We start from the raw sequence: 26308 nt of genomic DNA on the forward strand, positions 1-26308 counted from the left end.
GACTTTCATAAAGGAGGGACCAATGGCCAAAGCCGAGAATCTCGTGACGTCGATCCACGTGGACATCGACGCGCCCGTATCGCTAGTGTGGGAAGTGCTGACCGACTTTGCCCGCTACGCGGAATGGAATACGTTCTGCCCGGGTCTGGAGACCACCGGTCGCCTCGGCGACATGGTGTACATGCAGGTGCGCATCCCGGGCACCGACCAGGTCATCCCGGTCAACGAGTACCTGGTGGCGTGGGAGCCGGAACGCCTGCTCTCGTGGGAGCAGCGCCCGACTGACGAGAACAAGGACGCCGCCCGGCGCGACCAGTACTTGGAAGCCATCGGTGCCGGGCGCAGCCGCTACTTCACCACTGACCTGTTCCTGGGGCTGAATGCGGAGACCATCATGCGCGAGCACGGCGCCTGGGTGAAGCAGGGATTCGACCAGGTGGCACGCGACGTCAAGGCGCGCGCGGAAGCACTGCATGCGCAGCGGCAGGCTGGCCGGCCCTGACGCGAGATAGTGGACCAGCGATCGGCTCGGACATACCGGCCGATCGCCGGGTCATTGCGGGGGACGCTGGCTCAGCACCACCAGCGCGGCAACGCCGCGGCTGCGCACGCAGGCATCGTCGCAGTGCTCCTGCGCCGCGGCCGGGACCATGCCGTCAGCGGCGCCCTCGCCACGTAGCGCGGCAGGGCCGCCATCCACAACCAGTGCCCAGGCCACGCCCATTGCGGCGCCAGCCCCGACCAGGCCTGCCGCCCAACGAAATCCGAGCCGCTTCATCGCTGTCTCCTCCGTGCCCTGTGCCGGGCTTTGATGCCTTTGAAAGCATCGTAGTCAACAGCGGCACGAAACTCTTCGTCCGAGCAGACTAGGGGGTATCCCGCAGCAGCGGTGGATCGAAAGTGGCGTCAGGGCGACAGGAGAGAGAAGCGGGCAGCACCGGATGCGGCAGCAGATCAGGATCCTGATACAGCCGGGCCAGCGCGGCGGCGCAGCCGGACAGGCCAGATGGCGCCAGGTGCATGGCATGCGCGCTCAGCAAGCCCCACAGGTGCGCCATCAGCAGGCTGGCCCGGCCGGGCGCCGGCAGCAGGTCCGCCAGGGTTCCGCGCAGTGCCTCGACGCCCACCAGCACGCGCGCGCGCAGAGGGCAGAGCTCGCAGGCGTCGCCGCACTTGTGCTGCAGCAGCGCCGCCAGCAGGCTGACATGGCGCGCGAGGTCATCGCCGTGGAGCAAGGCCGCGAGCGCATGCTCCAGCGCGCCCGGGCCGGTGCCGGCGCGGCCCTGTGCCAGCGGCGCGAGCCGCGTGGCGAAGTCGGTCTCGGCGCATGACAGCAGCGCGCCCAGCAGTTCGGTTCGGGAACGGAAATGCCCGTAGACAGCCCCGCGCGTCATGCCGATGGCGCGGGCCACGTCGTCCACCGTGACGCAATGCAGGCCGCGGTGCCGGATCAGCTGCTGCGCGCTTGCCAGGATGCGCGCCCGCGTGACGGCGGCATCCTCGCGGGTGTGGCGGGCCATCGGCGCAAAGGGCTTAGAGGAAATGCACGTCGTCCGGCCCCCAGTGGGCGCGCATGCTGCGGATGCGGCCGTCTGCGCCGAACGTCATGATGTCGGTCACGTCGATGCGGGCCGGCCGCCCTTCCAGGCGGGCGTGCACCGCGAAGGTCAGCGCGGCGGCGTCGCCGTGCGAGCCGCGCGGCGGCGCCACCACTTCCAGGCGCGCGCCCAGCGCGGTGGTGTGCTGGTAGAAGGCCAGGATGGCGGGCTTGCCGGCGATCGGCTGCGCGCCGACCGGGTCCTCGACAGTGGCGTCGTCGGCATAGAGCGCGGCAACGCCGTGCGCGTCGCCGGCATTGAAGCGCTCGACATAGGCGAGCAGCGTGGCCTTCATCGCGGCGCTATCGGTACCTTGGGTCATGGGGGTCTCCTTGTCCTGCGATTCAGCGTGCGGTGTAGCCGCCGTCGATCACCAGCTCGGCGCCCGTGACGTAGCGCCCCGCGTCGGACACGAGGTACAGGATGCCCGCCGCGATGTCGCGCGGCTGGCCTACCTTGCCCGCGGGCGTCTGTCCGCCCAGATAGTCAAACAGTGCCTCGCCCTGCCCCGAGGCCTGGGCCACGTGTTCGAGCATCGGCGTGCGGATATAGCCGGGATGGATCGAATTGGCGCGGATGCCCTTGCCCGCGTAGAGCAGCGCATCGGTCTTGGCCATCATGCGCACCGCGGCCTTGGACGCGTGATACGGGGGCACGTCCGGCCCGCCCGCGATGCCGTACATCGACGACACATTGACGATGGCACCGCCGCCGGCGCGCTCCATGTGCGCGATCGCATGCTTGGTGCAAAGGAAGGTGCCGGTCACATTCACCGCCATCACCTGCTGCCATTGCTCCAGCGCCAGCTCGTGGGTCGGCGCGTTGGGCCCTTCGATACCGGCATTGTTGACCACGATGCCGAGGCTGCCGAAGCGCGCGGCAATCTCCGCGAATACGCGCGCCACCTCGCTTTCGCTGGTGACGTCGAGCTTCCAGAACGCGGCCTCGCCGCCTTCGGCGCAGATGGCTTCGGCAGTGGCCTTGCCGTCGGCTTCCAGCACGTCGAGCACGGCGACCTTGGCGCCGGCGGCTGCCAGCACGCGCGCGGTTTCCGCGCCAATGCCGCGCGCCGCGCCGGTGATGGCGGCCACCTTGCCGCGCAGGTCGAACAGGTTATACGGGTATTCCATGATGTCTCCCAAATATTGTTGTGCAGGCGTGGGCACCAATTATGCCGCGCCGCCCTGTGCGGTATCCGCCAGGAAGCCGAGACATTCGCGGTTGAAGTAGGCCGCGTGCTCAACCATCACCCAGTGGCCGCAGCGGTTGATCATGACAAAGCGCGCGTCGGCGCAGCCGCTCAGGAACTTCGCGGCGCCGGACGCGGGATTGAACTGGTCCTCGGTGCCCCAGAAGCCCAGCACCGGGCAGCGGATCTCGCCCAGCCGTGGTGTCAGGTTCGGCACCTTCATCGTGGCCAGCACCTCGCGCGGCTGCTCGCGGCACACCGCCATGCGCTCGTCGACCAGCGCGTCGGTCACCAGGCTGGCGTCGTGCACCAGCAGTTGCAGCAGCTGCCGCATGGTGTCCGGGTTCATATGGCCGCCGGTAAACAGCGACACCATGCGCTGGATGCCCGCCATCTGGAAGTAGGTCTCGCGCTCTTCCACGCCGCCAGGCGCCATCATCACCAGGCGGCTGACATGCTCCGGGAAGTCCAGCGCGTACTGCAGCGCGATGGCGCCGCCAAGCGAGTTGCCCACCAGCACGCAGCGCGGCAGCTCCAGTGCCAGCAGCTGCTCGCGCAGCGCGGCGACAAAGAAGTCCAGGGTGTATTCGACATCGTCCGGCTTGGACGACAGGCCATAGCCGGGCAGGTCCACCACCACGGTACGGAAGCCCGCCGCGGCGAAGGCCGGCACGTTATGGCGGAAGTTGCTGTGCCCGCTCGCGCCCGGACCGCTGCCGTGGATGAAGACCACCGGCTCGCCGCTGCCTGAGTCCAGGCAGTGCAGGCGCAGGCCCGTGGAGGTGGTGGTGAAGCGCCCCACCGGCAGGTTCGGGTGCAGTGATGAAGGCGTGGAGGGCGTGTGCTGTGACGTAGCGGACATGAGGGCGTCTCCCGTGGTTTGCCCAGCATATTGCGCAGCGCCGGCACCCCGGGCATCGTTCATTCGGACTACGAGCCGGACGGCCACTTCTCCTACGATGGGCGCTCCAAGCATCCAGGGGGAGCCCATGACAGGATTTGACTACACCGGCCAGACCGTGCTGGTGACTGGCGGCATGCGCGGCATCGGCCGCGCCATCAGCAAGGCCTTCCTGCGCGCCGGCGCACAGGTCTTCGTGTGCGGACGCACCGCGCCCGCCGACGACAGCGAACTGCCGGCCGCGGCAGGCCGCAGCGCCTGCTTCATCCCGGCGGACATCCGCGACATCGAGCAGGTCGATGCCATGCTTGCCCGGATTGCGCAGGCCAGCCCCACGCTTGACCTGGTGGTGCACAACGCCGGCGGCTCGCCGTTCGCGCTGGTCGCCGAGGCCTCGCCGCGGCTGCTGGAATCGGTGATCCGGCTCAACCTGGTCGCGCCACTGCAGCTCGCGCAGCGCGCCAATGCCCGCATGCAGCAACAGGCCGGCGGCGGCACGCAGCTGTTCGTGGGCAGCGTCAGCGCGCTGCGTCCTTCGCCCGGCACGGCGGCCTACGGCGCCGCGAAGGCCGGCATCCTCAACGCGGTGCGCACGCTCGCGGTGGAGTGGGCACCCAAGGTGCGCGTCGCCGCGGTCAGCCCGGGCATGGTGCTGACCGATTCCTCGCAGCAGCAGCACTATGGCGACCCGGAGGCATTGCGCAGCATGGCCGCAACGGTGCCGCTGGGCCGGCTCGCGCACCCGGACGACATCGCCGGCGCGTGCCTGTTCCTGGCATCGCCGCAGGCGTCTTACGTGTCGGGCGCCAATCTCGTGATCGATGGCGGCGGCGAGCGCCCGGCCTTCCTGGACGCGGCCTCGGTCAATCGCGGCTGAGCGGCCGCCGGCTGAACGGCCGCAGTAGGGAAACCGCCTAGTCCGTTCTGCCGATTTGTGCATGGCGTCCCCTCTCTACGCTTGCGGCCAGGCGAGCGCCAATCGAAGTGCCAGGCAATGAACCAAGACCGACACCACGGGGAGACCACCATGCAAACACCAACACCAGGCTCACTGAAACGCAGCAACCGGCTGCGGCCAATCGCTGCCGCGGCAGCGCTGGCCGCGCTGCTCGCGCCGCCCGCCCGGGCCGGCGACACCATCGACCTCGGCCACGACACCACGCTCGACTACAGCGTTACCGCCAGCTACGGCGCGGCGGTCCGCACCGGCAAACCGAGCAACACGCTGCTGAGCCCGGTGAATATCAACGGCGATGACGGCAACCGCAACTTCAAGCGCGGCGACATGATCGCCAACCGCGTCTCGCTGCTGGGCGAAGCCCATGTCAAGCACGATGTATTTGGCGCACTGGTGCGCGGCAGCGTGTTCCAGGACTGGGCCTACAGCGGCACCAACTCGAACAATGCGCCGTTCACGGTCAACCACAGCGGCCAGTTCAACGAGTTCACCGGTTCCGCGCGGGACTATCACGAGCACCGCGCGCAGCTGCTCGATGCCTATGTCTATGGCGCGACGCCGATCGGCGACTCGCAACTGAGCTTCAAGCTGGGCAACCAGGTGGTCGCCTGGGGCGAGAGCCTGTTCTTCGCCAATATCGCCGGCGCGCAAGGGCCTGCCGATGCGACCAAGGCCTTCGTGCCGGGTGCCGAGGTCAAGGACATCCTGCTGCCGGTGCCGCAGGCGTCGCTGCAGCTGCAGGTCACGCCGGCATTCAGCGTGATGGGCTATTACCAGTTCACCTACAAGCCGAACCAGATCTTCGCCCCTGGCAGCTATTTCAGCACCACCGACGTGGTGGGGCCGGGCGCGCAGTTCATCATCGGACCCGGCTTCAGCATCCCGCGCGGCCCCGATATCCGCCCGTCCGACTGGGGGCAATGGGGCATTGGCACCCGCTTCCGCGTGTTCGACGGCACCGAGGTCGGGCTCTACCAGCTGCGCTATCACGACAAGAACCCGAGCGTGGTCACCTCGCTCTTCCCCACGCTGCAATACCAGCAGAAGTACTTCGGCGGCATCAACCTGACCGGCGCCAGCTTCTCGACGCAGGTGCTGGGTGCCAACGTCGCCGGTGAAGTCAGCTACAAGGACGGCGTGCCGATGCTGGTGGACGTGGCCGGTTCGCCCACCGCGACGCGCGGCAAGGCGCTGCAGGGCCAGCTCTCCGCCATCTACTCGGTAGGCCCGACCTTCCTGGCCAACTCGCAGACGCTGCTGGGCGAAGTCGCCTACCTGCACGTGCTGAGCGTGGATCCGGTAATGGGCTTCAGCAACTTGTCGAACACCCGCAACTCGGCGGCGTTCCAGGTGGGCTGGTCGCTGACCTACAACAATGTGTTCGATGGCTGGGACATGACGGTGCCGCTCACCTATGCGCAGCAGTTCAGCGGCCAGGCGGCGGTGGCCGGCGCCTTCGGCACGCTGATGGGCTATGGCGACAAGCGCGCCAGCGTGGGGCTGACCTTCAAGTACCTGAACAACCTGGAGCTCAACCTGACCTACGCCGCGTTTCTCGGCGGGGCGAGCGTCGCCAACCGTCCGCTGGCTGACCGCAGCTACGTGGCCTTTAACGCCAAGTACTCGTTCTGACCTTCGTTCCGACCCGGACTGCCGCGGCGCGATGGCGCCGCGGCAGTGCCGCACAAGCCCCCCTGCCATGAATGCCGACCTGATCACCACGCTCAGCAACGAACTCCACCACGCGCTCGTCACGCGCACGCCGGTGCCGCCGCTCAGCGGCCGCGGACTGGAGCTGGATGTGCGCGATGCCTACCGCATCCAGCAGGGCTTCATTGCCCACCGGCTTGCCGCCGGCGACCGCGTCACCGGCAAGAAGATCGGCGTGACCAGCGAAGCCGTGCAGCAGATGCTGGACGTGCACCAGCCGGACTTCGGCATCCTGCTGCAGAGCATGCACTACGCCGCCGGGCAGCCCATTCCCGCGGCGTCGCTGATCCAGCCGCGCGCCGAGGGCGAGATTGCCTTCTTCCTGCGGCGCGACCTGCGCGGCCCCGGCGTCACGCGCGACGATGTCCTCGACGCCACCGAAGCGGTGGCGGCCTGCTTCGAGATCGTGGATTCGCGCATCCGCGACTGGCGCATCCGCATCGAGGACACCGTTGCCGACAACGCCTCGTGCGGCGTCTATGTGCTCGGCGACGAACGCGTCAGCCCGCACGCGCTGGACCTCGGCGCGTGCGCGATGACGCTTGAGAAGAACGGTGAATGCGTGGCCACGGGCCTGGGCAGCGCCGCGCTGGGGCATCCCGCCGACGCGGTGGCCTGGCTGGCCAACACCCTCGGCAGCTTCGGCATTCCGCTGCTGGCCGGCGAGACCATCCTGTCGGGCTCGCTGGCGGCGCTGATTCCCGTGCAGGCCGGCGACCGGCTGTCCATGCACATCACCGGCATCGGCGGGTGCACCGCCGTGTTCTGCTGACTTCACGACTTTCCTGACTTCCTGACCTTGCGACGCGAGACACCATGAACAAGATCCGATGTGCCCTGATCGGGCCCGGCAATATCGGCACCGACCTGCTCTACAAGCTGCGCCGCAGCGACCTCCTGGAACCGGTCTGGATGGTCGGCGTGGAGCCGTCCTCCGAAGGCCTGGCGCGCGCGCGCGAGCTTGGGCTGAAAACCACCAGCGACGGCATCGACGGCCTGCTGCCTCACCTGGAGGCCGACGATATCCGCATCGCCTTCGATGCCACATCGGCCTATGTCCACGCTGAACACTCGGCCAAGCTGACCGCGCGCGGCGTGCGCGTGATCGACCTCACGCCGGCGGCGATCGGGCCGTTCTGCGTGCCGCCGGTCAACCTCGAAGCCCATATCGGCAGCAACGAGATGAACGTCAACATGGTCACGTGCGGCGGGCAGGCCACCATCCCCATGGTGTATGCCGTGTCGCGCGTGCAGCCGGTGGCCTATGGCGAGATCGTGGCGACGGTGTCGTCGCGCTCGGTCGGGCCCGGCACGCGCCGCAATATCGACGAGTTCACGCGCACCACGGCGGGCGCGATCGAGGCCGTGGGCGGGGCGCGCCAGGGCAAGGCCATCATCGTGATCAACCCGGCCGAGCCGCCGCTGATCATGCGCGACACCATCCACTGCCTGACCGACGATGCGCCCGATGTGGCCGCGATTACCGCGTCGGTGCACGACATGATTGCCGAGGTGCGCAAGTACGTGCCGGGCTACACGCTGAAGAACGGCCCGGTGTTCGACGGCAAGCGCGTCTCGATCTTCCTGGAGGTGGAGGGCCTGGGCGACTACCTGCCGAAATATGCCGGCAACCTGGACATCATGACCGCCTCGGCGGCCCGCACCGCCGAGTGCATCGCCGCCGCCATGCGCGCCGACAGCGCGCAGGCCATCGCCAACGCCACCGCCTGAGGAGCCAGCCATGGTCCAACGCATCACCCTGCACGACATGACCCTGCGCGACGGCATGCACCCGAAGCGCCACCAGATCTCGCTGGAACAGATGAAGGGCATCGCCCGGGGGCTTGACGCCGCCGGCGTGCCGCTGATCGAAGTCACCCACGGCGATGGCCTGGGCGGCGCCTCGGTCAACTACGGGTTTCCCGCGCACAGCGACGAGGAATACCTGCGCGCGGTGCTGGGCGAACTGAAGCAGGCGCGCGTCTCCGCCCTGCTGCTGCCCGGCATCGGCACCGTCGATCACCTGCGCATGGCGCACGAGATCGGCGTGCATACCATCCGCGTGGCCACCCACTGCACCGAGGCCGATGTCTCGGAACAGCATATCGGCATGGCACGCAAGCTCGGCATGGATACCGTGGGCTTTCTCATGATGGCGCACATGGCACCGGTGCAGACGCTGGTGCAACAGGCGCTGCTGATGGAAAGCTACGGCGCCAACTGCCTGTACATCACCGACTCCGCCGGCCACATGCTGCCGCACGATGTCACCGAGAAGCTGACCGCGGTGCGGCAGGCGCTGCGCCCCGAGACCGAACTGGGCTTCCACGGCCACCACAACCTCGCCATGGGCGTGGCCAACTCGCTCGCCGCGATCGCCTGCGGCGCCTGCCGCATCGACGCCGCCGCCGCGGGACTGGGCGCCGGTGCCGGCAATACGCCGATGGAAGTGCTGGTGGCCGTGTGCGAGCGCATGGGCATCGAGACCGGCGTCGACGTGTTCCGCATTGCCGACGTGGCCGAGGACCTGGTGGTGCCGATCATGGACCACCCCATCCGCATCGACCGCGACGCGCTCACGCTGGGCTATGCCGGCGTGTATTCGTCCTTCCTGCTGTTCGCCAAGCGCGCCGAGGCCAAGTACCGCATCCCCGCGCGCGAGATCCTGGTTGAACTCGGCCGGCAGCGGCTGGTGGGCGGCCAGGAGGACATGATCGAGGATACCGCGATCACGCTGGCGCGCGAGCGGGGACTGCTGGTGCCTTGAGGGCGCCGCCCCGCGTCCGATCCAGCCCGGCGGCGCCGCGGCGCGGCCGGCACTGCTTGCCACGGGTTTTATCACGCAAAAAAGAAGAAAGGAGACAGGTCCCATGCTTAAGCTTCGTGCCCGCCCGCGGGTCGCCAGCCTCGCTATCGCTGCCGCGGCACTCGCCGCCGTGGCCAGCCCCGCTCACGCGCTCAATATCCTGCTGACCAATGACGACGGCTGCGCCGCGCCCGGCATCAGCGCGGTCCGCAAGGCCCTGCAGGACGCCGGCCACCGCGTCATCACGGTAGGCCCGGCCAGCAACCAGAGCGGCTCGGGCGCTGCCTATGCCGTGCCCGACGGCCGCACCCGCCTGTTCGTGGAGCCGCTGGCCGGCAGCAACGACACCTATTGCGTGCACCGGATCAAGACCACCTTTGTCGCGGGCAGCGCGCTCAACGCCACCAACGCGGACTACCTGGGCAGCGGCTCGCCGGTGGACGCCACCGCCATGGGCCTGAAGATCGTCGGACCGGAGAGCAGCTTCACGCCGGACCTGGTCGTCTCCGGCGCCAATTTCGGCGAGAACCTGTCGGATTCGATCCCGCACTCGGGCACGGTGATGAACGTGCTGTTCGCCGCGCGCCGCGGTGTACCGGGCATTGCGCTGAGCGTGGGCGTGGATTTTGCCGAAGCACGCACCGGCTTTGCCAGCACCCTGGCAGCGTTCCCCAAGGCCGGTGCCTTCCTGGCCCGCGTCATCGCCAGCCTGGAAGCCACGCGCCCCGCCGGCCAGCCATTGCTGCCGGTGGCCCACCCGCTGAGCATCAACTACCCGATCGTTGCGGGAGGAGCGCCTGCCGGAGTGCGGCTGACCACGCCCGGCACCGTGGATTCCTTTACGACAGCCTACAAGCGCAATGCCGACAGCACGGTATCGATCGACGTGGGTGCGCCAGAGACCGAGCTGGCGGCGCTGGCGCGGATAGCAGAGACACCTGCCTTCCTGGCCAAGTTCATCACGATCTCGCCGCTTGACGTCGATTTCCGCCCGACGCCGCTGGCGCGCGGCCTGTTCAACCGCTCGCACCGCGAGCTGGCCACGCTGGCCCCTTGAGCGCCGACACCATGGGCAAGCACCCTCAAACCTGGCGCCACCTCGTGCTCGCATGCGGGGTCGCAGCGGTTGCAGCATGCGGGAATGACCATGCGCCGGAAGTGACCGGCACGGCCGCCGTTGGCGCCGCGCTGGCAGGCGCCACCGTGCAGTTACGCGATGCGCAAGGACAAGTGCGCAATGCAACGACCGATGCAAGAGGCGCATTCCGCCTGGCCGACGTGCCGGGCGGGGCGCTGATGGTGCGCTGCGAGGGCGGGCTCGCGCAGGGCGAACCGAACCGCCAGCGGCTGCACGGCCTGGTACTGGGCGGGCGCATCGTGAACTGCTCGCCGCTGACCGAACTGGCGTTGTGGAAAGTCCTGGGCGGACCGCCGAGCCAGGCGTTCGACAGTTTCGGACAGTCGCGTGCCAGTGACCTGACCGTCGACGCCATGGCCGCGGCGGAGTCCGCCGTGCTGGACGCGCTGGCAACCGGTGCCGGGGTCGACATCGACCCCGCCGCCGTGCCGCGGCGCTGGCATGACACGCCGCTGGAGGCCGGCAACGCCAACGACCCCCACGACGCCGCACTGGAAGCGCTGCGCGAAGCGATCGCGGACCAGGCCGCGATGGACTTCATGGGAGAGATGGTAGTGCGCGGCGTATGCGTGGCGGACGCAAGCTGCGGCTAGACGTTCAGCGGCTGGGGCGCCTGACCAGGGGAATTCTCCTGGCCAGGCGCCCAAGAACCGGTTTCATCATGAAATGGGTTCTAAATGCCTGCCCCGGCCGCGCTCGCGCCGGCCGGGAACAGGAACGCTACGCCGATCTGATACACCGAGACGTTCCGCCTTAGTGCAAACGCCGGCTGTAGTACCGCATCCGGATATTGCGCGGCAAGGCTCTGCGGAATGCCGGCTCCCTCTTTCCGCGCATCCCAGATCAGCACGGCGCCCGACGCGTTCAGCTTTTCGTGAGTGATCCAGGGGCTGAAGCGATAGCCGCCGTGCGAGAAAAGGGCTGACGGGCGGTCATCAGAGTAGAACGCAGCATTGCCGGCATGCCAGGTATCGCCGATCACATACTTCAGGGCCTGCCCGGTCTCGGCCTGCCATCTGCTGGTCACCTCGGCGGCAAGTTGCTCGCCGGGGAAATGCGCCCGGCCTTCGTTGCCGGTAATCATCGGCTTGCAGACTTGTTCCAGCACAAAAATCAGTGCGGGCAACAGCAGGACCGCCAGCCAGGCGCGGCCGAACGCGCGCATCCTTGCGGCGGTCCAGACCGGCCGGATCCTGGTGGCAATGAAGAGGCCCGCGAAACACATCAGCGGGGCCGCCCACATGACCCGCGGCGGCCGGTGGGTGACGACCGACAACGCCACGGAAAAGGCAATGGGCCCGAACGCCAGGGCAGCCACGTAGGCCTGATCAAATCTGCCAGTATCCGACGGCGCCGGGGCTTCGGCGCTGCGCCAGCGCCAGATCATGGCAGCCAGGGCCAGCATTGGAATCCAGGCTGCGATCTGCGCGCCGATGAACGAAAGCAGCCTGGCAAAGTAGCTCGCACTCTCTGCTGCCGGCGCGCGCCTGCCCACGTAGTCGATGGAAATAAAGCCGCTCTCGACAATCCAGTGCAGGTGCGGCAGGAAGACGAGAAAGGCGACAAGCACCAGCAGCCAGGGGCCCGGCCCGGCAAGCCGCCGGCGCGCCTGCGGGTGCAACAGCACAAAGATGGCCATGGCAGCGATATACGCGCCCATCGAGTAACGCGCCCATAGCCCCAGTCCGGCAATCAATCCGCTCAACCCCCAGTCGACAAGCCGATTCCCCGTGAGCGCACGATGCAGCAACCAGCCAAATACGGCGGCAAACGGCATCTGCAGGACGATATCGTTGAACTCGGGGGTGGGATAGTTGAAGTAGTAGATGCCCTCCAGCAGGAGGACACCGATCAGTGCCTCGCGCCGGCTTGCAATGCGGCACCCAAGCCGCCATACCGCCAGGAATACGATCCCGATGCAAAGCTGGGAGGCCAGATAGCAAGTCCACAGGCTCTTGCCGGACCATGCCGTGACGGCCTCCGTGATCCAGGGCCATAGCGGGGGATCCTTCTCGTAGCCGAGCTGCCACTCATGGCCCCACGCCAGCGCCTCGACAATGTCGAGCGACGCGTTTTTCAGCAGCACGCTTGGCAGGATCGTCCATAGAAGCACATGACAAAGCACGGCCAAGGCGAAGACCCGGCCGGCAGAAGGTGTCTGAAAAGCTGTGGATTGCGTCCAGAGAATGACTGACTTCTGCCAGGCTGGCTGGCGAACTGCGGTAGGGCCCGAAACTTTTTCCACTCTTTTCCTGGATCTTGCGACGCGAACGCGGGGCGTACCGGACCCGCCGCTCGCGCTGAGATGAAACGACAAGCACTTTCTTCCACAATAATCTCAAAATATTACAAAACATTACAAGCAGAATCGGCTAGGGGTATGTGCCCGGTAGCACATAGCGACATGAGTAGTGGGCAGAGATAAGGTGCTGCAAGGGTTGCCCGGAAAAGCACGAGCCTGCCTGGGCTTGTCGCAGCTTTTGCCGAACCTGGTGGCCGACAACCCGTTCGCCGCGCAGGCGCCGCCGTTAGCGCAATACGCCAACGACCTGCCGCAGACCGAGATGGTCAACGAGAACAAAGCCGCCGTCCCCATGCGCAAAGGCAACGGCTATATCGTGCGCACACCGGACGGGATCTGGATCGATTTCGCTGCGCGCCAGCGGCAGCCCGCGTGTATTGGCCGGCTTCATGGCTTGCCCTCGTCGACCTGTCCTGAAACCTTCCAGAGGCCAGGACTTCCGGCTCAATCACGGCATGGCTATCAAGCTGGCCTGCGCGGCGCCGTAATCGCTAGAATGTGCGTTAGTGCGCAGCGCAGCGCGTTGGTCTGATCCCGGAGCCGGCATGGAACCCCTCTCATTTGAATTCGTCACCGTTGAGGAAGCAAAAAAGGTACTGGACGGCGCGCCGCCGGTGCAAGCCGAGCCTGACTGGAGCGACGTGCGGCGCCCGCCCTCGCCGGAAGATATGGTGCTTACAGACATCGCCATACGGTGGCTGGCGTCGCTGCCGGTCGAGGCGCGCCCCGTGGAACTGTGCCGCCGCTATGCCCGCATCGGCAACCAGCTGGCCGCGCTCTCCGTCCACCCCGGGGCGCTGCATGCTTTCCTGGTCGAACTGCTGATCGACAAGCGCGGCGGGCGGCAGGGGTTTCCGGACGGCATTGCGCTGGAACTGTCGCGGCTGCATGAATATATGGTGCAGCGGGTGCCTGGGGAGGATGGGGAGCAGGGGTGGCCGGGGTTGATGGATTGAGGGGGATTGGGTTGTCGCTGGGGGTGTTGGCTGGCTTGGATGTTTTGCTGGTTTAGCTGGCGGGGGGTCCTGCTTGTTGGGTTGGTTTTGTAGGTCGGGTCAGCCGGTTAAACCTACGACAACATCGAACCAGCCCCCAAATCCCCCAACACCCCCCTCCCCTCAAATCACCAATTCAATCAAAAACGGCCCCTTCCGCCCGTTGGCCAAGCGGAACAGGTCGGCAAAACGCTCCATGTCGCGGGCCTGCGCCCCTTCCACCCCCATGCCATTGGCCAGCTTGACCCAATCCAGGTCGGGGTTGCCGATGTCGAGCATGTCCAGCGCGGTCTTGCCCGGGTTGGCGCCCACGCCAGCCAGTTCGCCCAGCAGGATGGCGTACTTGCGGTTGGCCAGCAGCACCACGGTGACGTCGAGCTGCTCGCGCGCCATGGTCCATAGCGACTGCAGCGTGTACATGGCCGAGCCGTCGGCCTGCAGCGCCACCACGCGCCGGTCCGGCGCTGCGACGGCCGCGCCAACCGCCAGTGGCAACCCTTCGCCGATGGCGCCGCCGGTCAGCTGCAGCCAGTCGTGCGGGGCCGCGTGCACCGTGCCCGGATAGAACGCGCGGCCGAAGCTGATGCTCTCTTCCACCACGATGGCCTGCTCGGGCAGCAGCGCGGTCAGCGTGCGTGCCACGGCTTCGGAGGTGACCGCGCCACGCGCGGGTTCCACCGGTGCATGGGCATCGGCCGCGGGCAGGGCCGCCTGGCGTGCGCCCAGCTCGTCGGCCAATCGCGCCAGCGCTTCGGCCAGGTCTTCCTCCGGACGTGCCAGCACATGGATCACGGCATCTTCCGGATACGGGCGCGGCGACTTGCCCGGGTAGGCGAAGAACGTCACCGGCGGCGGCGCGCCGACCAGGATTACGTTGCGGATGCCGGCCAGCTTGTCGCGCGCGACATCGCCCGAATATGGCACGCGGTCCACCGCCAGGCGGCCGCGCCCGCGCGCCACGCGCGCATTGGACATGGGCGAGATCAGCCGGGCGCCGGTCGCCGCGGCGATGCGGTGCGCATCGGCCAGCGGCGCCTCGCGCAGCGCGCTGCCTCCCAGTACGACCAGTGTCGGCTGGCCCGAGCGCAGCACGCGCGCGGCCTGCTGCACGGCATCGGGAGAGACCTTGGGCACCGCCAGCGGCGGCAGCGGCGCAGCCACCACGCCACCCGCATCCCAGCACACGTCGGACGGCAGGATCAGGCTGGCGACACCGCCCGGCGCGGCGCAGGCGGCCTGCACCGCGGCCGAGGCATCGGCACCGACGGAAGCGGCCTGCGTGGCCGTGCGCGTCCATACCGAGACCGGCCGGGCCCAGCCTTCGGTATCCGCGGTGAGCGGCGCATCCAGCGGCCGGTGGTAAGTGGCCTGGTCGCCGACGATGTTGACCACCGGCGTCTGCGCGCGGCGCGCATTGTGCAGGTTGGCCAGCCCGTTGGCCAGGCCGGGGCCGCAATGCAGCAGCGTGGCGGCGGGCTTGCCGGCCATGCGCGCATAGCCGTCGGCCGCGCCGGTGACCACGCCTTCGAACAGGCCCAGCACGCAGTGCATGCCCGGGATGCGGTCCAGCGCCGCGACGAAGTGCATCTCGCTGGTCCCGGGGTTGGCAAAGCAGGTGTCCACGCCATTGGCGAGCAGGGTCTTGACCAGGCTCTCGGCGCCGTTCATCGGTTGGGAGTTGTCCATGTGTCCGGTTCGGAGGTTGCAGGGTTGGGATGGGTTGCCGGGAGCATCATGCCGGATGCGGGCGCGCCGCCAGCAGGTCGAAATCGAGGCAGACAAACTCGGTCGGGAATTCAATGCGGGCGTAGTAGACGATCATCTCGCCGCTCCCGGCCGGGACGCAGGCGAAGCGGCGCAACTCAGCCACCGGCGCGCCCACGGCGAGCGCCAGCGCGGCGGCGGATTCGGCCCCGGCCGCGACGATCGACAGGCGCTGCCGCGCGGTGCTGACCGCCATGCCGGGAAAGCGGTCCAGCACCGGCACCGACGCGCCCTGGCGGAAGGCATCCGGGTCGCGCGCAAAGACGCTGGCCTCGATATAGACCTCGCCCACTGCGAACGGCCGTCCGTCGACTCCGTGCAGCCGGCGCAGGAAGTGGTAATCGGCCGCGCGCTCGCCGGCGCAGGGCATGCCCAGGTCGTCGGGCAGCGGCACGTTGCCGGCCGACTCGACCATGGCTTCGGTGTCCAGTTGCGCGCCCACGGCCACGGCCTCGTCCCAGCTGGTCGACAGCGACACCTGCCGCCGCGCCTGGCACGGCGCCTTGACGAAGGTGCCGCGCCCGCGCGAGCGCTCCACCAGCCCTTCTTCATCGAGCATCGACAAGGCATGGTGCATGGTCATGCGCGCCACGCCGTACTGGCGGCACAGTTCGTCCAGGGACGGGATGCGCTCACCCTGGCGCCAGGCGCCGCTTTCGATCTGGCGGCGGAAGATGGTGGCCAGTTGCAGGTAGACAGGCTGGCGGCTGCGCGCGAGGAGTTCGCTGGAAAGAGGATCCGACATGAGGAAGGCGCCCGGTCCCGAGGCGCGTCGAGGCGCCTCCGGCATGGCGGCGTCCAGTAGCGGACAGTATAAAAAGTCTACATAACTAGACTATTAGGGTTAACCTCAGGGCATAGGCGTGCAGCAAGAAAAACGGGACACCCGAAGGTGTCCCGCTGCGACCTCAAAGCGGCTGTTCTGCTACCACCGCGCATCCCGTTCCCACGCCTTCATTTCTTCCTCGGCGCGCTCCTTGGTATAGCCATAGCGCTCCTGGATACGGCCGGCGAGCTGGTCACGCTTGCCGTTGATCCGCGTGATGTCGTCGTCGGTCAGCTTGCCCCACTTCTCCTTGACCTTGCCCTTGGCTTGTTCCCACTTGCCTTCGATCTGATCCCAGTTCATGTCGTGCTCCTTCATCCGGTGGCAGGGGGGGCCATCAGCGGCACCCCCTGCGGGTGGTAAGGTGAATGACCCGCCATCAGCCGGCGGGATGGTGCTTACTTGCCATACTTGGCCCGCACGTCGGCCTGGCACTTCTCTTTGGACTCGCCGGACATCGCGTCGCAACGTTCCTTGTCGGCCTTGTAGGCGGCGTCCATGGTGTCCTTCTTCGCATCGGCGCGGGCTTCCGCCACCTCGGCACGCGAACCGGTCGCCGCGGCCTTGTCGACCTTGGCAGCGGTCAGGGCCTTTTCATGGGCGGCCTTGGCGTCCTTCTTGCAGACGTCCTTGTCGTTGCCCTTCTTGTCCTCGCACATTTCCCTGGCGACGTCATAGTCGCGGTCGGCCTTGGTCTTCTCGGCCTTGGCCATCGCCTTCTGCGTGCCGTCGCGGCGGGCTTCGGCCTGGGCCTTGGCGACGTCGCGGTCGCGCTTGGCTTCGGCCTTGCAGACATCCTTGGCATTGGCCTTCATGCCATCGCACTTGGCGGAGGCAGCCTTGTAGTCCGCGTCAGCCTGCTTCTGCGCGGCCTCATAGTCCGCTTTGGATCCGGCAGTCGTCTGTGCCAGGGCAAAACCCGCCGGGGCGGCAATCATCATCGAACACGCTGCTGCGGTCAGCCATTTCTTCATCATGTCGAGCTCCTTTCCGAAGAATTGCGTATGGGTATGCATGCGAGGCCGGCGGCTGCGCTGCTGGCTACGCCGTAAGTACAGCGTAGGCTCGGGAGGATTGGGGAAGCAGGCGTGGGGCGCCGAAAGGTGCGTCGGACGATTCCGACATGACGATTCGGGCGAGCCACACGACGCGCATGCATCGGGTCGCGCAGGTGCTTGTGAAATGCGCCGCAGGAAAGAAAACGCCGCCCGGCAAGGGCGGCGTCATATCAGGCGATAAGCCTGCGATCGATGTCGGACAGGCGGCGAGGGGTACGCCCCCGCCGCCCGTGATCATTCTGCAATCGACGGCGTCAAGCGGTTCTCGCCGGGCGCATCGCCCTCCTCGTCCGGCCAGTTGCGCCCCACCATCCATTCGTACAGCGTGGGCAGCACGATCAGCGTCAGCATGGTGGCGGTGATCAGCCCGCCGATGATGACAATGGCCAGCGGACGCTGCGTTTCCGAGCCGATGGCGCGCGAGATGGCCATCGGGAACAGGCCCAGCATGGCCAGCAGCGCGGTCATCAGCACCGTGCGCAGCCGGTCCATCGAGCCCGTCAGCACGGCCTGGCGCACCGGCATGCCTTCATCGCGCAACTGGTTGAAGTAGGTCACCATCACCACGCCGTTAAGCACCGCCTGGCCGAACAGCGCGATAAAGCCGATCGCCGCCGACACCGACAGCGGGATGCCGGTCAGGAACAGCGCGAACACGCCGCCGATCAGCGCGAACGGGATGTTCGAGATGATCAGCGTGGCGCTCTTGAACGACTTGAACGCATTGAACAGCAGCAGGAAGATCACCAGCACCGACAGCGGCACCACGATGGACAGCCGCGCCATGGCGCGCTCCTGGTTCTCGAACTCGCCCGACCAGCTGATCTTGACGTCCTCGGCCTTGACGTTCTTGGCCACCAGCGCCTGCATGTCCTTCACCACGCTGCCCATGTCGCGGTCGTGGATGAAGATGCCGATCGAGGTGGTGCGCTGGCCGTTCTCGCGGCTGATGTTCATCGCACCAGAAGCGGCACGGAAGGTCACCAGCTGCGACAGCGGCACCTGCGCGCCGTCAGCCGTCTGCATGAAGATGTTCGGCAGGCTCGGCAGTTCGCGCTCCAGCGGCTTCAGGCGCACGGCCACGCTGAAGTGCTTCTCGCCCTCCCACAGCTCGGTCGCGGCCTTGCCGGCCAGCGCGGTTTCCATCAGGTCCTGCACATCGGCCACATTGATGCCGTAGCGCGCGGCCTGGGCGCGATCGAACTCCAGCACATACTGCGGCAGCTCGCCGTCGCGGTCGATGAAGGCGCGCATCACGCCCTGCACCGACTGCACGTTGGCCAGGATCTGGTCGGCCACCCGCTTGTTGTGCTCAAGGCTGTCGCTCTGGACCTTGATCACGATCTGGCCCTTGATCTGCGAGATGCTCTCCAGGATGTTGTCGCGCACCGGCTGCGAGAAATTGGGCTCGATGCCGGGCAGCTTGCGCAGGTTGGCGTTGATTTCGTTGATGATGCTGCGCTTGTTGAAGCCGTCGCGCCACTGCTTCTCGGGCTTCAGGTCGACCAGGATCTCGACGGTGTTGATCAGCTTGGGGTCGGTGCCGTCGTCGGGGCGCCCCACCTTGGAGATGGTGGTGTTGACCTCCGGGGTCTTGCGGATCACGCTGCGCAGCAGCCGCGCCTGGTCGCGCGCTTCATCGGTCGACACCGACGCGGGCAGGTCGAAGCTGACCCACATCGAGCCTTCGTCCAGTTCGGGCAGGAACTCGCTGCCGAGGAACTTGCCTACGCCCACCGTCGCCACCAGCATGCCCAGGGCGATGCCGACCACCATCTTCTTGTGGTCCAGCGCCCAGGCCAGCATCGGCTCATAGAGCCGCTTGCAGTGGCGCACAAGGAAGTTGTCGTCGTGCGCGATGTTCTTCGTGAGCAGCAGGTGGCACAGCAGCGGCACCAGCGTCAGCGAGAGGATCAGGGAACCGATCAGCGCGCCGGTCACCGTGTAGGCCATCGGCGCGAAGATCTTGCCCTCGTGCCGCTGCAGCGTGAAGATCGGGATGTGCGCCGCAATGATGATGACCATCGAGAACACGGTCGGGCGGCCCACCTCCGTGGTGGCCTGCAGGATGGCATGCAGGCGCGCCTTGCTGTCCTTGATCTGCTGTTCCTTGAGCTCGCCCAGCCGCTTGAAGATGTTCTCGACCACAATCACCGCGCCGTCGACGATGATGCCGAAGTCCATCGCGCCAAGAGACAGCAGGTTGGCCGGAATGCCCACCCACGTCAGTCCGATGAAGGTCGACAGCAGTGCCAGCGGAATGATCAGCGCCACGATGGCGGCGGCGCGCACATTGGCCAGGAACAGGTACAGCACGGCCATCACCAGCAGCGCGCCTTCGACCAGGTTGCCGAACACCGTGTGCAGGGTCTTGTCGATCAGCGTGGATCGGTCGTAGTACGGCACGATCTTCACGCCCTTGGGCAGGATCTGGTCGTCCAGCAGGTCGATCTTCTTCTTGAGCGCCTCCAGCACCAGCGACGGGTTCTCGCCCTTGCGCATCACCACGATGCCCGAGACGATGTCGTCCTCGTGGTCCTGGCCCATCAGACCCTGCGGCGGCGCGCTGCCGATCCTCACCTCCGCGATGTCCTTGACCAGGATCGGCGTGCCGTTGTTCTCGGCCACGACCACGTTGGCAATGTCGGCCGAGGTACGGAAGCTGCCCAGCGAGCGCAGCAGGAACTGCTGGCGCCCCTGCGCCACGGCGCCGCCGCCGGCGTTGGAGTTGGCGCGCTGCAGCGCGGTGAACAGTTGCGACAGCGAAATCTTGGCGTCGCGCATGCGCCCGAGGTTCGGGTTCACCTCGTACTGCTTGATGGTGCCGCCGATGGTGACCACGTCGGCCACGCCGGGCACCTGGCGCATGTTCTTCTCCACCACCCAGTCCTGCAGGGTGCGCAGTTCCTGCGCCGTGTAGCCCTTGCCGGTCAGGCGGAAGCGGAAGATCTCGCCGATGGCGGTGGACAGCGGCGCCAGGTCCGGATGGACACCGTCAGGCAGGTCGACACTGCGCAGGCGCTCAAGGATCTGCTGGCGCGCCGTCACGTCGGTGGCGCGGTCATTGAAGGTCACCATCATGAAGGACAGGCCGAACTGCGTGTGCGAGAACACCCGCACCGAGTTAGGCGTCCCCGCCATGGCGGTTTCGATCGGAATGGTCACCTGCCGCTCGACTTCCTCCGCGGCGCGGCCCGGGTACAGCGTGATGATGTTGACCTGGATGTCCGAGACATCGGGGAAGGCCTCGATCGGCAGGTTCTTGAAGGCAGCCAGGCCGCCTCCGACGAAGATGAGCAGGCCCAGCCAGACAAAGAGCTTCTGATGCAGGGCAAAACTGACGATACGCGAAATCATGTGGCGGCCGTCCTCAGTGCTTGGCGCCCGCGCGCGCCGCATTGACGGCGGTGGCATCGCGCAGGATATCCTGCAGGTAGAGGTTGCCGTCGGTAATGACCGTCTCGCCTTCCTTGAGGCCATCGAGCACTTCCGAGGTGCCCGGCAGCGTGACGCCCAGCTTCACTTCACGGCGCACGAAGGTGTTCGGAGCGGTGCGTACAAAGACGTAGTTGCGGTTCTCGGCCAGGAACACAGCCTTGGACGGCACGGCGATGCCCGGGAACGAGGCCGCCTTGAGCCTGGCGGTGACAAACATCTCGGCCTTCAGGCGGCGCTCGGGATTGGGCACGCTCAGGCGCACCTTGATGCTGCGCGCGGTCGGGTCGACGTAATCGGCGACCTTGACGACGGTGCCATCAAAGGTTTCACCAGGATAGGCGGCACTCACCAGCTTCACGGTCACGCCGGGCTTGAACAGGCCCATGTCAGCCTCGCCCGCGTCGACCTGCGCCCACAGCGTGGTGGGATCGGTCACCAGGAACAGCGGTGCGGCGGGCGGCTGGTCGGGGCGCAGCTCCATGCCGAGGTTGATGTTGCGCTCGACCACCAGGCCGTCGATCGGGCTGCGCAGGGGAAAGCGCTGATTGACGGCGCCGGCGCCGCCCGCGGCTGCGCCGTACTGGCTGAGCGCCGCCTGGGTGCGCTGCAGGTCGGCCGCGGCGCGCGCGGCATCGGCCTGCGCCTGCTCCAGTTCCTTTTGCGCGACGATGCCGGCACCGTACAGCTCGCGCTGCCGCGCCAGCGCCTTGGCCGCGACCGCGCTATCGGCGGTGGCCTTGCGCGCATCGGCCTGGGCTACGCCGAACTCGGGCGAGGTCAGGCTTGCCAGCGGCTGCCCGGCCTTGACCGTGGTGCCGGGCTGCACCAGGACCTCGGTGACGCGCCCGGCAAACGGCGTCGACACGCGCACGGTCTTGTCCTCGTTCCACACCAGCCGGCCGGGCAGGGTCAGCATGCGTTCGCCGCCGGTCCTGGCGGCCTCGCCGGCGATACCCGGCAGCGCCTTCACGCTGGCCGGGAACTGGATGGTATTGCCGCTGACCTTGGGATCGTCATCGGCCTTCGGGGCTTCGGACTTGCCGCAGGCGGCCAGCGCCAGCGCGCACAGGGACAGCGCGGCAACGCGCGCAGGCACGCCGGCGCGGGAAACACGGAACACTTCGGACAGCAGATTAGGGGCGCGGCGCATCGGTACGGACCTGGGAATTCGGAAGGGAACTGGCGGGAGTGGTGGAAGCCTGCAATGCGGCGCGATAGGCAGACACGGCCTTGGCGTACTCGCCCTGCGCATTGACGGCATCGAGGCGGGTCTGGCGCAGGGCGCGGCGCGCGTCGAGCAGGTCGAGCACGCCGGTGGCGCCCTTGGAGTAGGCAAACTCGGCGCTGCCGGCGACGCTTTCGGCGGCAGGCACGACGGATTCGCGCATCTGCTTGAGGGACAGGCGCGAGGCCTCGAGCTGGCTGCGCAGGCGCTCGACCTCGTTCTGGGCCTCCAGCAGTACCCGGTTGCGGTCGTCCAGGGCGGCGTAGTAGTCCACTTCGGCGCGGCGCGCCTCGCCGCCGTTGCTGTGACGCACGAACAGCGGAATCGAGACAAAGACGCCGTAGCTGTTGCCACTGCCGTTGGTATTGGTCGGCGAGACTGGATAGTGCTCGGCCTGCGCGCCCACCGTGACATCGGGCACGCGCCCGGCGCGGGCCAGGTCGCGCGCGGACGCGGCCGCGGCAAGACGGGCTTCGGCAGCCGTCACATCGGGACGGCGCTGCAGCGTATCCGGGTCGACCTGCGGCGCAGGTGCCTCCAGTGCGGGCCAGTCCGCGACCAGCCGATTGTCCGCCAGCGTGCCCGGCACGCCCATGGACTGGGCAAGCTGCGCCTTGTCGCGGGCATGGTCGGCCATGGCCTGGCGCAGGTCGTTCTGCGCGCGCAGCCCGTCAAGCTGGAGCTTGGTCACGTCCGCACGCGAAACATCACCCGCCTTGAGCCGGGCTTCATTGGCCTGTTGCGTGCGGTGGTAGAGCGCGAGCGTCTCGGTCAGCACCTCGACCCGCTCCTGGCTGACCACGGCATCGAAAAAGGACTGCTCGACGGCGCTGGTCTGCTGTGTCACCACCGCCTGCACCACCTCGCCGGCGGCCACGCTGGCCTTGCGCGCCGCATCCAGGCGCAGGCCGCCCTTGTTGGCGGTTTCGATCAGCTGGTCGACCCGCACGGTCGAGTCCACGGTCTTGCTGCGCAGGTTGCCCGAGCCGATGCCGGCATGCGGGTTGATATTGGCCACGCCCAGGCTCAGCACCGGGTTCGGGCGCTGCGAGGCAATCTGGATATCGGCCTGGCTGGCTTCCTCGCCGCGCCGGGCTGCGATGATGTCGCGGTTGCAGCGGATGGCGTCAAGGCGCGCCTGGGCCAGCGTCAGGCTGGCTTTCGCAGGCGGCGGGATGCACGGGCCATCGGCCGGGAGCGGCGCGGAGGCGGCTCGCCCCGCGGTCGCCACAACGGCGAGCAGGGTCGCCATGGCGGCTCGGGTAAAGGAACAATGCACGGTCAGTCAGGCTCGATTCGAAAACGGTCTGAGGTAAACGACCGTGCCTGCCGAATGGTGCACCAGATTGGCGAATTTTCACGCCAGATCCGGCCCGGATAGTATCTGTACTACGTCTATTCGGCACCTCCGCACGATCTCCCGCCCGCATTCAAACCGAATTCCATTACAAATTGCTTTCATCCTGCCAACAAAATGAAGGAAAAGCGGCGAATTGCCAAAAAGCGCGGGAAAACCCGATATTGGAAAGTGCCTCAAGCGTCGCGTCCACGCAACGCTTGCACCACTGTCAGGACTTGGCGCGATCGTCCAGCCCCAGCCCGCGGCCAATGATTTCTTTCATGATCTCGCTGCTGCCGGCATAGATCCGCGAAATACGCGCGTCGGCGTACATGCGGCAGATGCGGTATTCCTCCATATAGCCGGCGCCGCCGTGCAACTGCACGCCCTCGTCGACCATCCGCCCCTGCAGCTCAGAGGTCAGCAGCTTGGCCGAGGCCGCAGTCTCCACCGTCAGCGTGCCGGCATTGTGCTGCAGCACACACTGGTCGACAAAGGTCTGCAGCGCATCCAGCTGCGCGCGCAGCTCGGCCAGCTTGAAGCGCGAGTTCTGGAACGTGCCGATGGCACGGCCAAAGGCCTTGCGCTCCTTGACGTAGTCCAGCGTGAGGTCGAACGCCACCTGCGCCGACGCCATGTAGCCGCAGGCGCCGATCAGCCGCTCTTCGGCCAGGTGGCGCGTCAGGTAGCGGAAGCCCTGGCCGGGCTCGCCCAGCACGTTGGCCTTGGGCACCCTGACGTTGTCGAAGAACAGTTCGGACGTGTCCTGCGAGTGCAGGCCCATCTTGCGCAGCTTGCGCCCGCGCTCGAAGCCGGGCATGCCGCGCTCGACGATAAACAGGCCCAGGCCGTGGCTGCGGTCGGGATCGGTGCGCGCGACCACCACCACGCAGTCGGCCAGCTGGCCGTTCGAGATATAGGTCTTGGCGCCGTTCAGCACCCAATGATCGCCATGGTCCTCGGCGCGCGTGCGCATGCCGGCCAGGTCCGAGCCCGCCTGCGGCTCGGTCATGGCGATGGCGAAGATCGACTCGCCACGGGCCGCAGCCGGCAACAGGCGCTGGCATTGCTCCTCGTTGCCGATGCGGCCGATATACGGCGCCACCAGCCGCGAGTGCAGCGTGCCGAAGAAGCCCGAGTCGCCGTGACGCGCGTTTTCTTCGATCAGGATCTGCTCATAGCGGAAGTCCTCCACGCCGGCGCCGCCGTATTTCTCGTCGGCCCACATCAGCAGGTAGCCCTGCTCACCGGCCTTGCGGAACACCTCGCGGTCCACGCAGCCCTGTTCGCGCCAGCGCTCGCCGTGCGGCCCGACCTCGCGCTGGTAGAAGCGGCTGGCGGATTCGCGGAAGGCGTCGTGTTCGGCGTCGAAGATCAGGCGTTGCATGGCGGGGTCTCCTGGTGTTTTTGAGAATGACCGGGTGAGTGTCCCCCGCGCGGCGCCTGTGAGATTCGTCGGAACGGATGATTTTTCCTACCACCGGCGAGCGGACAGGCTTGCGATCGGCCGCCAGTTCAGTTGCGCCTCCAGACTCTTGATGTGTGCAGTCACGGCGGTGTCCGTGACGTTGTCCATGGTGGCGACGGGCTTGGCCAATGTGACGAATTGTGGGTAATGGCAAGCGAAATTGAGAATGACGGACGTACACACGCGGATGTACTTCTGATCCAATGATGCTATGCTTGTACCTACAGGATGTACATGGAAATCACAATGCCTTTCACCCGTATCTTCCGCAACGGCAACTCGCAGGCGGTGCGAATTCCCGCGGAACTGGCCTATCCGGATACCGACATGCCGCTGGAAATCGAGCGGATCGGCGATGAGTTGCGCATTCGGCCTGCGCGGCGGCGCCTGACCGGGCTGCTCGACGCCTTTGCCGCGTTCCCGGACGACTTCATGGCACAAGGCCGCGAAGACCAGACGCAGGCCGAGCGGGAGGGGTTCTGATGGCCAGGTATATGTTCGACACCAATATGTGCATTTACCTGATGAAGAACCAGCCACCGCAAGTGGCCGAGCGCTTCGCTCAATGCTTCGAGGGCGATGTGGTGCTGTCCGCTATCACCCTGGCCGAGCTGGAATACGGCGTCACCGTCTCGGGCGATCCCCGGGCAGCGCGGCGCGCGTTGGAAGCGCTGGTCGCTCGCGTGCCGGTGCTACCGCTGAATGCCGCGGCAGCGCGCGCTTACGGCCCGGTCCGCGCCGCCACGCGCGAACGCAAGGCGGATGTCCTGGACAAGCTGATTGCGGCGCATGCCATTGCCGAGGACCTGACGGTGGTCACGCGCAACACCCGCGACTTTGCCGCGTATCCGGGCCTGCGCCTTGAAGACTGGACCGCGCTGTCTCAGGGGTAAACTCAAGTCACGGCCGCCGCCTTCCCGGAGCAACTTCATGTCAGCGGGGCGGATGAACGGAAACAGATCGAACGCCGGAGACCCACACTGATCCGGGGGCCACCGGATCAGCGCGACGGCTGCGGCTGCGCCGCCTCTGGCATGGCCACCGGCACGGCGCCCACCATCGGCGCCGCCGGCACGTTGCGTACCTCGCGCGGCGGCCTCAGCGGCGCGATGCCTTCCGGCTCCCGGAAGGCCTGGCCATTGTCATAGCCGGTGGCGGCGGCCTCAAGGTATCCGGGTGCGAATTTCTGTTCCGGCGTCACGGCCTGCACGGCAGACGCCGCGGCCTGCGGCGCCTCGGCCTGCGCGCAGGCGACGCTGTTGATGCACAAGCTCAGCACACGCAGCAGCACCATGGCTCGGCGCGCGCGGTGCCGGATTGCATGCGGGCGCGGCGCGGCCTGCCCTGTCTGGCATTGGGGTCGGGTATTCATCGGGGTTCTCCGGGAAGCCATTGCTGGCAGGTGGCACAACGAGCCGCGGCGCCGCGCTCGCTGACCATTGCGCAATGACCGTGCCACCGCCGCAGCGCTGGCTGCGGCCTGGATTGCGGCACTTTCCGGAGATGGAGTGGTGGGACCGGACCGACGCCGACCCTGGGGATGTCGGTCGGTGCCCAACACCCTCAGCGGGCGGCTGCGCGCCTCGCCGGCCG

28 protein-coding genes are annotated in these 26308 nt (G+C 67.2%); 12 read left to right on the forward strand and 16 right to left on the reverse strand.

What is annotated here, in order from left to right:
• The first annotated feature begins 22 nt into the window (after positions 1–22).
• Positions 23–502, forward strand: a complete 480-nt coding sequence (locus ACZ5MJ_RS22560; RefSeq protein ID WP_464225874.1) for an SRPBCC domain-containing protein — start codon at positions 23–25, stop codon at positions 500–502.
• A 51-nt stretch (positions 503–553) separates the two neighbouring features.
• Here the strand turns inward: ACZ5MJ_RS22560 and ACZ5MJ_RS22565 are convergent, their stop codons facing one another.
• From ACZ5MJ_RS22565 to ACZ5MJ_RS22585, 5 genes are all read right to left on the reverse strand, one after another.
• Positions 554–778 carry a hypothetical protein gene (locus tag ACZ5MJ_RS22565; RefSeq protein WP_464225875.1) on the reverse strand — a complete coding sequence of 75 codons (225 nt, stop codon included), beginning with the start codon at positions 776–778 and terminating at the stop codon, positions 554–556.
• A gap of 88 nt (positions 779–866) precedes the next feature.
• Positions 867–1520, reverse strand: coding sequence for a TetR/AcrR family transcriptional regulator (locus ACZ5MJ_RS22570; protein ID WP_464225876.1), 654 nt, complete (start codon positions 1518–1520; stop codon positions 867–869).
• A gap of 13 nt (positions 1521–1533) precedes the next feature.
• Positions 1534–1920, reverse strand: coding sequence for a nuclear transport factor 2 family protein (locus ACZ5MJ_RS22575; protein WP_464225877.1), 387 nt, complete (start codon positions 1918–1920; stop codon positions 1534–1536).
• A gap of 22 nt (positions 1921–1942) precedes the next feature.
• A complete protein-coding gene (locus ACZ5MJ_RS22580) occupies positions 1943–2728 on the reverse strand; it encodes an SDR family NAD(P)-dependent oxidoreductase (protein ID WP_464225878.1) in 786 nt (261 codons plus the stop codon).
• A 39-nt stretch (positions 2729–2767) separates the two neighbouring features.
• Positions 2768–3649 (reverse strand): alpha/beta fold hydrolase, encoded by an 882-nt coding sequence (locus ACZ5MJ_RS22585; RefSeq protein ID WP_464225879.1) that lies wholly within the window; start codon positions 3647–3649, stop codon positions 2768–2770.
• A gap of 127 nt (positions 3650–3776) precedes the next feature.
• Here ACZ5MJ_RS22585 and ACZ5MJ_RS22590 point away from each other — a divergent pair, with 127 nt between their 5' ends.
• From ACZ5MJ_RS22590 to ACZ5MJ_RS22620, 7 genes are all read left to right on the forward strand, one after another.
• Positions 3777–4565 (forward strand): SDR family oxidoreductase, encoded by a 789-nt coding sequence (locus ACZ5MJ_RS22590; protein ID WP_464225880.1) that lies wholly within the window; start codon positions 3777–3779, stop codon positions 4563–4565.
• A gap of 150 nt (positions 4566–4715) precedes the next feature.
• Positions 4716–6278, forward strand: a complete 1563-nt coding sequence (locus ACZ5MJ_RS22595; RefSeq protein WP_464225881.1) for a DUF1302 domain-containing protein — start codon at positions 4716–4718, stop codon at positions 6276–6278.
• 67 nt (positions 6279–6345) lie between these two features.
• Positions 6346–7128: a 2-oxopent-4-enoate hydratase gene (dmpE, locus tag ACZ5MJ_RS22600; protein ID WP_464225882.1), complete on the forward strand. Its 783-nt coding sequence runs from the start codon at positions 6346–6348 to the stop codon at positions 7126–7128.
• Positions 7129–7172: 44 nt separating this feature from the next.
• Positions 7173–8087 (forward strand): acetaldehyde dehydrogenase (acetylating), encoded by a 915-nt coding sequence (locus ACZ5MJ_RS22605; protein ID WP_464225883.1) that lies wholly within the window; start codon positions 7173–7175, stop codon positions 8085–8087.
• Positions 8088–8097: 10 nt separating this feature from the next.
• Positions 8098–9123 (forward strand): 4-hydroxy-2-oxovalerate aldolase, encoded by a 1026-nt coding sequence (dmpG, locus tag ACZ5MJ_RS22610; protein WP_464225884.1) that lies wholly within the window; start codon positions 8098–8100, stop codon positions 9121–9123.
• 103 nt (positions 9124–9226) lie between these two features.
• A complete protein-coding gene (gene surE / locus ACZ5MJ_RS22615; protein WP_464225885.1) occupies positions 9227–10219 on the forward strand; it encodes a 5'/3'-nucleotidase SurE in 993 nt (330 codons plus the stop codon).
• A 101-nt stretch (positions 10220–10320) separates the two neighbouring features.
• Complete coding sequence (locus ACZ5MJ_RS22620; protein WP_464225886.1) at positions 10321–10893, forward strand: hypothetical protein; 573 nt, start codon at positions 10321–10323, stop codon at positions 10891–10893.
• Positions 10894–10973: 80 nt separating this feature from the next.
• On the opposite strand, the gene ACZ5MJ_RS22625 is transcribed toward ACZ5MJ_RS22620, so the two are convergent.
• The gene (locus ACZ5MJ_RS22625) at positions 10974–12545 is read right to left on the reverse strand and encodes a glycosyltransferase family 39 protein (protein WP_464225887.1); all 1572 of its coding nucleotides are present in this window, start codon (positions 12543–12545) and stop codon (positions 10974–10976) included.
• Between the two features lie 181 nt (positions 12546–12726).
• Here ACZ5MJ_RS22625 and bcsG point away from each other — a divergent pair, with 181 nt between their 5' ends.
• Both bcsG and ACZ5MJ_RS22635 read left to right on the forward strand, forming a co-directional pair.
• Entirely contained in the window at positions 12727–13134 is a 408-nt protein-coding gene (bcsG, locus tag ACZ5MJ_RS22630; RefSeq protein WP_464225888.1) for a cellulose biosynthesis protein BcsG, read from the forward strand.
• 13 nt (positions 13135–13147) lie between these two features.
• Positions 13148–13558: a hypothetical protein gene (locus ACZ5MJ_RS22635; RefSeq protein WP_464225889.1), complete on the forward strand. Its 411-nt coding sequence runs from the start codon at positions 13148–13150 to the stop codon at positions 13556–13558.
• Between the two features lie 162 nt (positions 13559–13720).
• Here the strand turns inward: ACZ5MJ_RS22635 and ACZ5MJ_RS22640 are convergent, their stop codons facing one another.
• The 9 genes from ACZ5MJ_RS22640 to ACZ5MJ_RS22680 form a co-directional block, all read right to left on the reverse strand.
• Positions 13721–15265: an acetolactate synthase large subunit gene (locus tag ACZ5MJ_RS22640; RefSeq protein WP_464226574.1), complete on the reverse strand. Its 1545-nt coding sequence runs from the start codon at positions 15263–15265 to the stop codon at positions 13721–13723.
• A gap of 64 nt (positions 15266–15329) precedes the next feature.
• A complete protein-coding gene (locus tag ACZ5MJ_RS22645; RefSeq protein WP_464225890.1) occupies positions 15330–16106 on the reverse strand; it encodes a GntR family transcriptional regulator in 777 nt (258 codons plus the stop codon).
• 180 nt (positions 16107–16286) lie between these two features.
• On the reverse strand, positions 16287–16490 hold the full coding sequence (locus ACZ5MJ_RS22650; protein WP_464225891.1) for a CsbD family protein: 204 nt from the start codon (positions 16488–16490) through the stop codon (positions 16287–16289).
• 95 nt (positions 16491–16585) lie between these two features.
• Positions 16586–17164 carry a hypothetical protein gene (locus ACZ5MJ_RS22655; protein WP_464225892.1) on the reverse strand — a complete coding sequence of 193 codons (579 nt, stop codon included), beginning with the start codon at positions 17162–17164 and terminating at the stop codon, positions 16586–16588.
• Between the two features lie 315 nt (positions 17165–17479).
• The gene (locus ACZ5MJ_RS22660; RefSeq protein WP_464225894.1) at positions 17480–20602 is read right to left on the reverse strand and encodes an efflux RND transporter permease subunit; all 3123 of its coding nucleotides are present in this window, start codon (positions 20600–20602) and stop codon (positions 17480–17482) included.
• A 13-nt stretch (positions 20603–20615) separates the two neighbouring features.
• Positions 20616–21833, reverse strand: coding sequence for an efflux RND transporter periplasmic adaptor subunit (locus ACZ5MJ_RS22665; RefSeq protein WP_464225895.1), 1218 nt, complete (start codon positions 21831–21833; stop codon positions 20616–20618).
• Positions 21817–23160, reverse strand: coding sequence for a TolC family protein (locus ACZ5MJ_RS22670; protein ID WP_464225896.1), 1344 nt, complete (start codon positions 23158–23160; stop codon positions 21817–21819). The genes ACZ5MJ_RS22665 and ACZ5MJ_RS22670 overlap by 17 nt, the downstream gene beginning before the upstream one ends.
• 316 nt (positions 23161–23476) lie before the next feature.
• The gene (locus tag ACZ5MJ_RS22675) at positions 23477–24634 is read right to left on the reverse strand and encodes an acyl-CoA dehydrogenase family protein (RefSeq protein ID WP_464225897.1); all 1158 of its coding nucleotides are present in this window, start codon (positions 24632–24634) and stop codon (positions 23477–23479) included.
• A gap of 87 nt (positions 24635–24721) precedes the next feature.
• Positions 24722–24919, reverse strand: a complete 198-nt coding sequence (locus ACZ5MJ_RS22680) for a hypothetical protein (protein WP_464225898.1) — start codon at positions 24917–24919, stop codon at positions 24722–24724.
• A 42-nt stretch (positions 24920–24961) separates the two neighbouring features.
• On the opposite strand from ACZ5MJ_RS22680, the gene vapB reads away from it, so the two are divergent.
• Both vapB and ACZ5MJ_RS22690 read left to right on the forward strand, forming a co-directional pair.
• Positions 24962–25198: a type II toxin-antitoxin system VapB family antitoxin gene (gene vapB / locus ACZ5MJ_RS22685; RefSeq protein ID WP_432262021.1), complete on the forward strand. Its 237-nt coding sequence runs from the start codon at positions 24962–24964 to the stop codon at positions 25196–25198.
• Positions 25198–25608, forward strand: coding sequence for a PIN domain-containing protein (locus ACZ5MJ_RS22690; RefSeq protein WP_464225899.1), 411 nt, complete (start codon positions 25198–25200; stop codon positions 25606–25608). The genes vapB and ACZ5MJ_RS22690 overlap by 1 nt, the downstream gene beginning before the upstream one ends.
• A 107-nt stretch (positions 25609–25715) precedes the next feature.
• Here the strand turns inward: ACZ5MJ_RS22690 and ACZ5MJ_RS22695 are convergent, their stop codons facing one another.
• Positions 25716–26087 (reverse strand): hypothetical protein, encoded by a 372-nt coding sequence (locus ACZ5MJ_RS22695; protein ID WP_464225900.1) that lies wholly within the window; start codon positions 26085–26087, stop codon positions 25716–25718.
• Positions 26088–26308: the final 221 nt, after the last annotated feature.

The organism is Cupriavidus sp. LA-1, assembly GCF_055385985.1.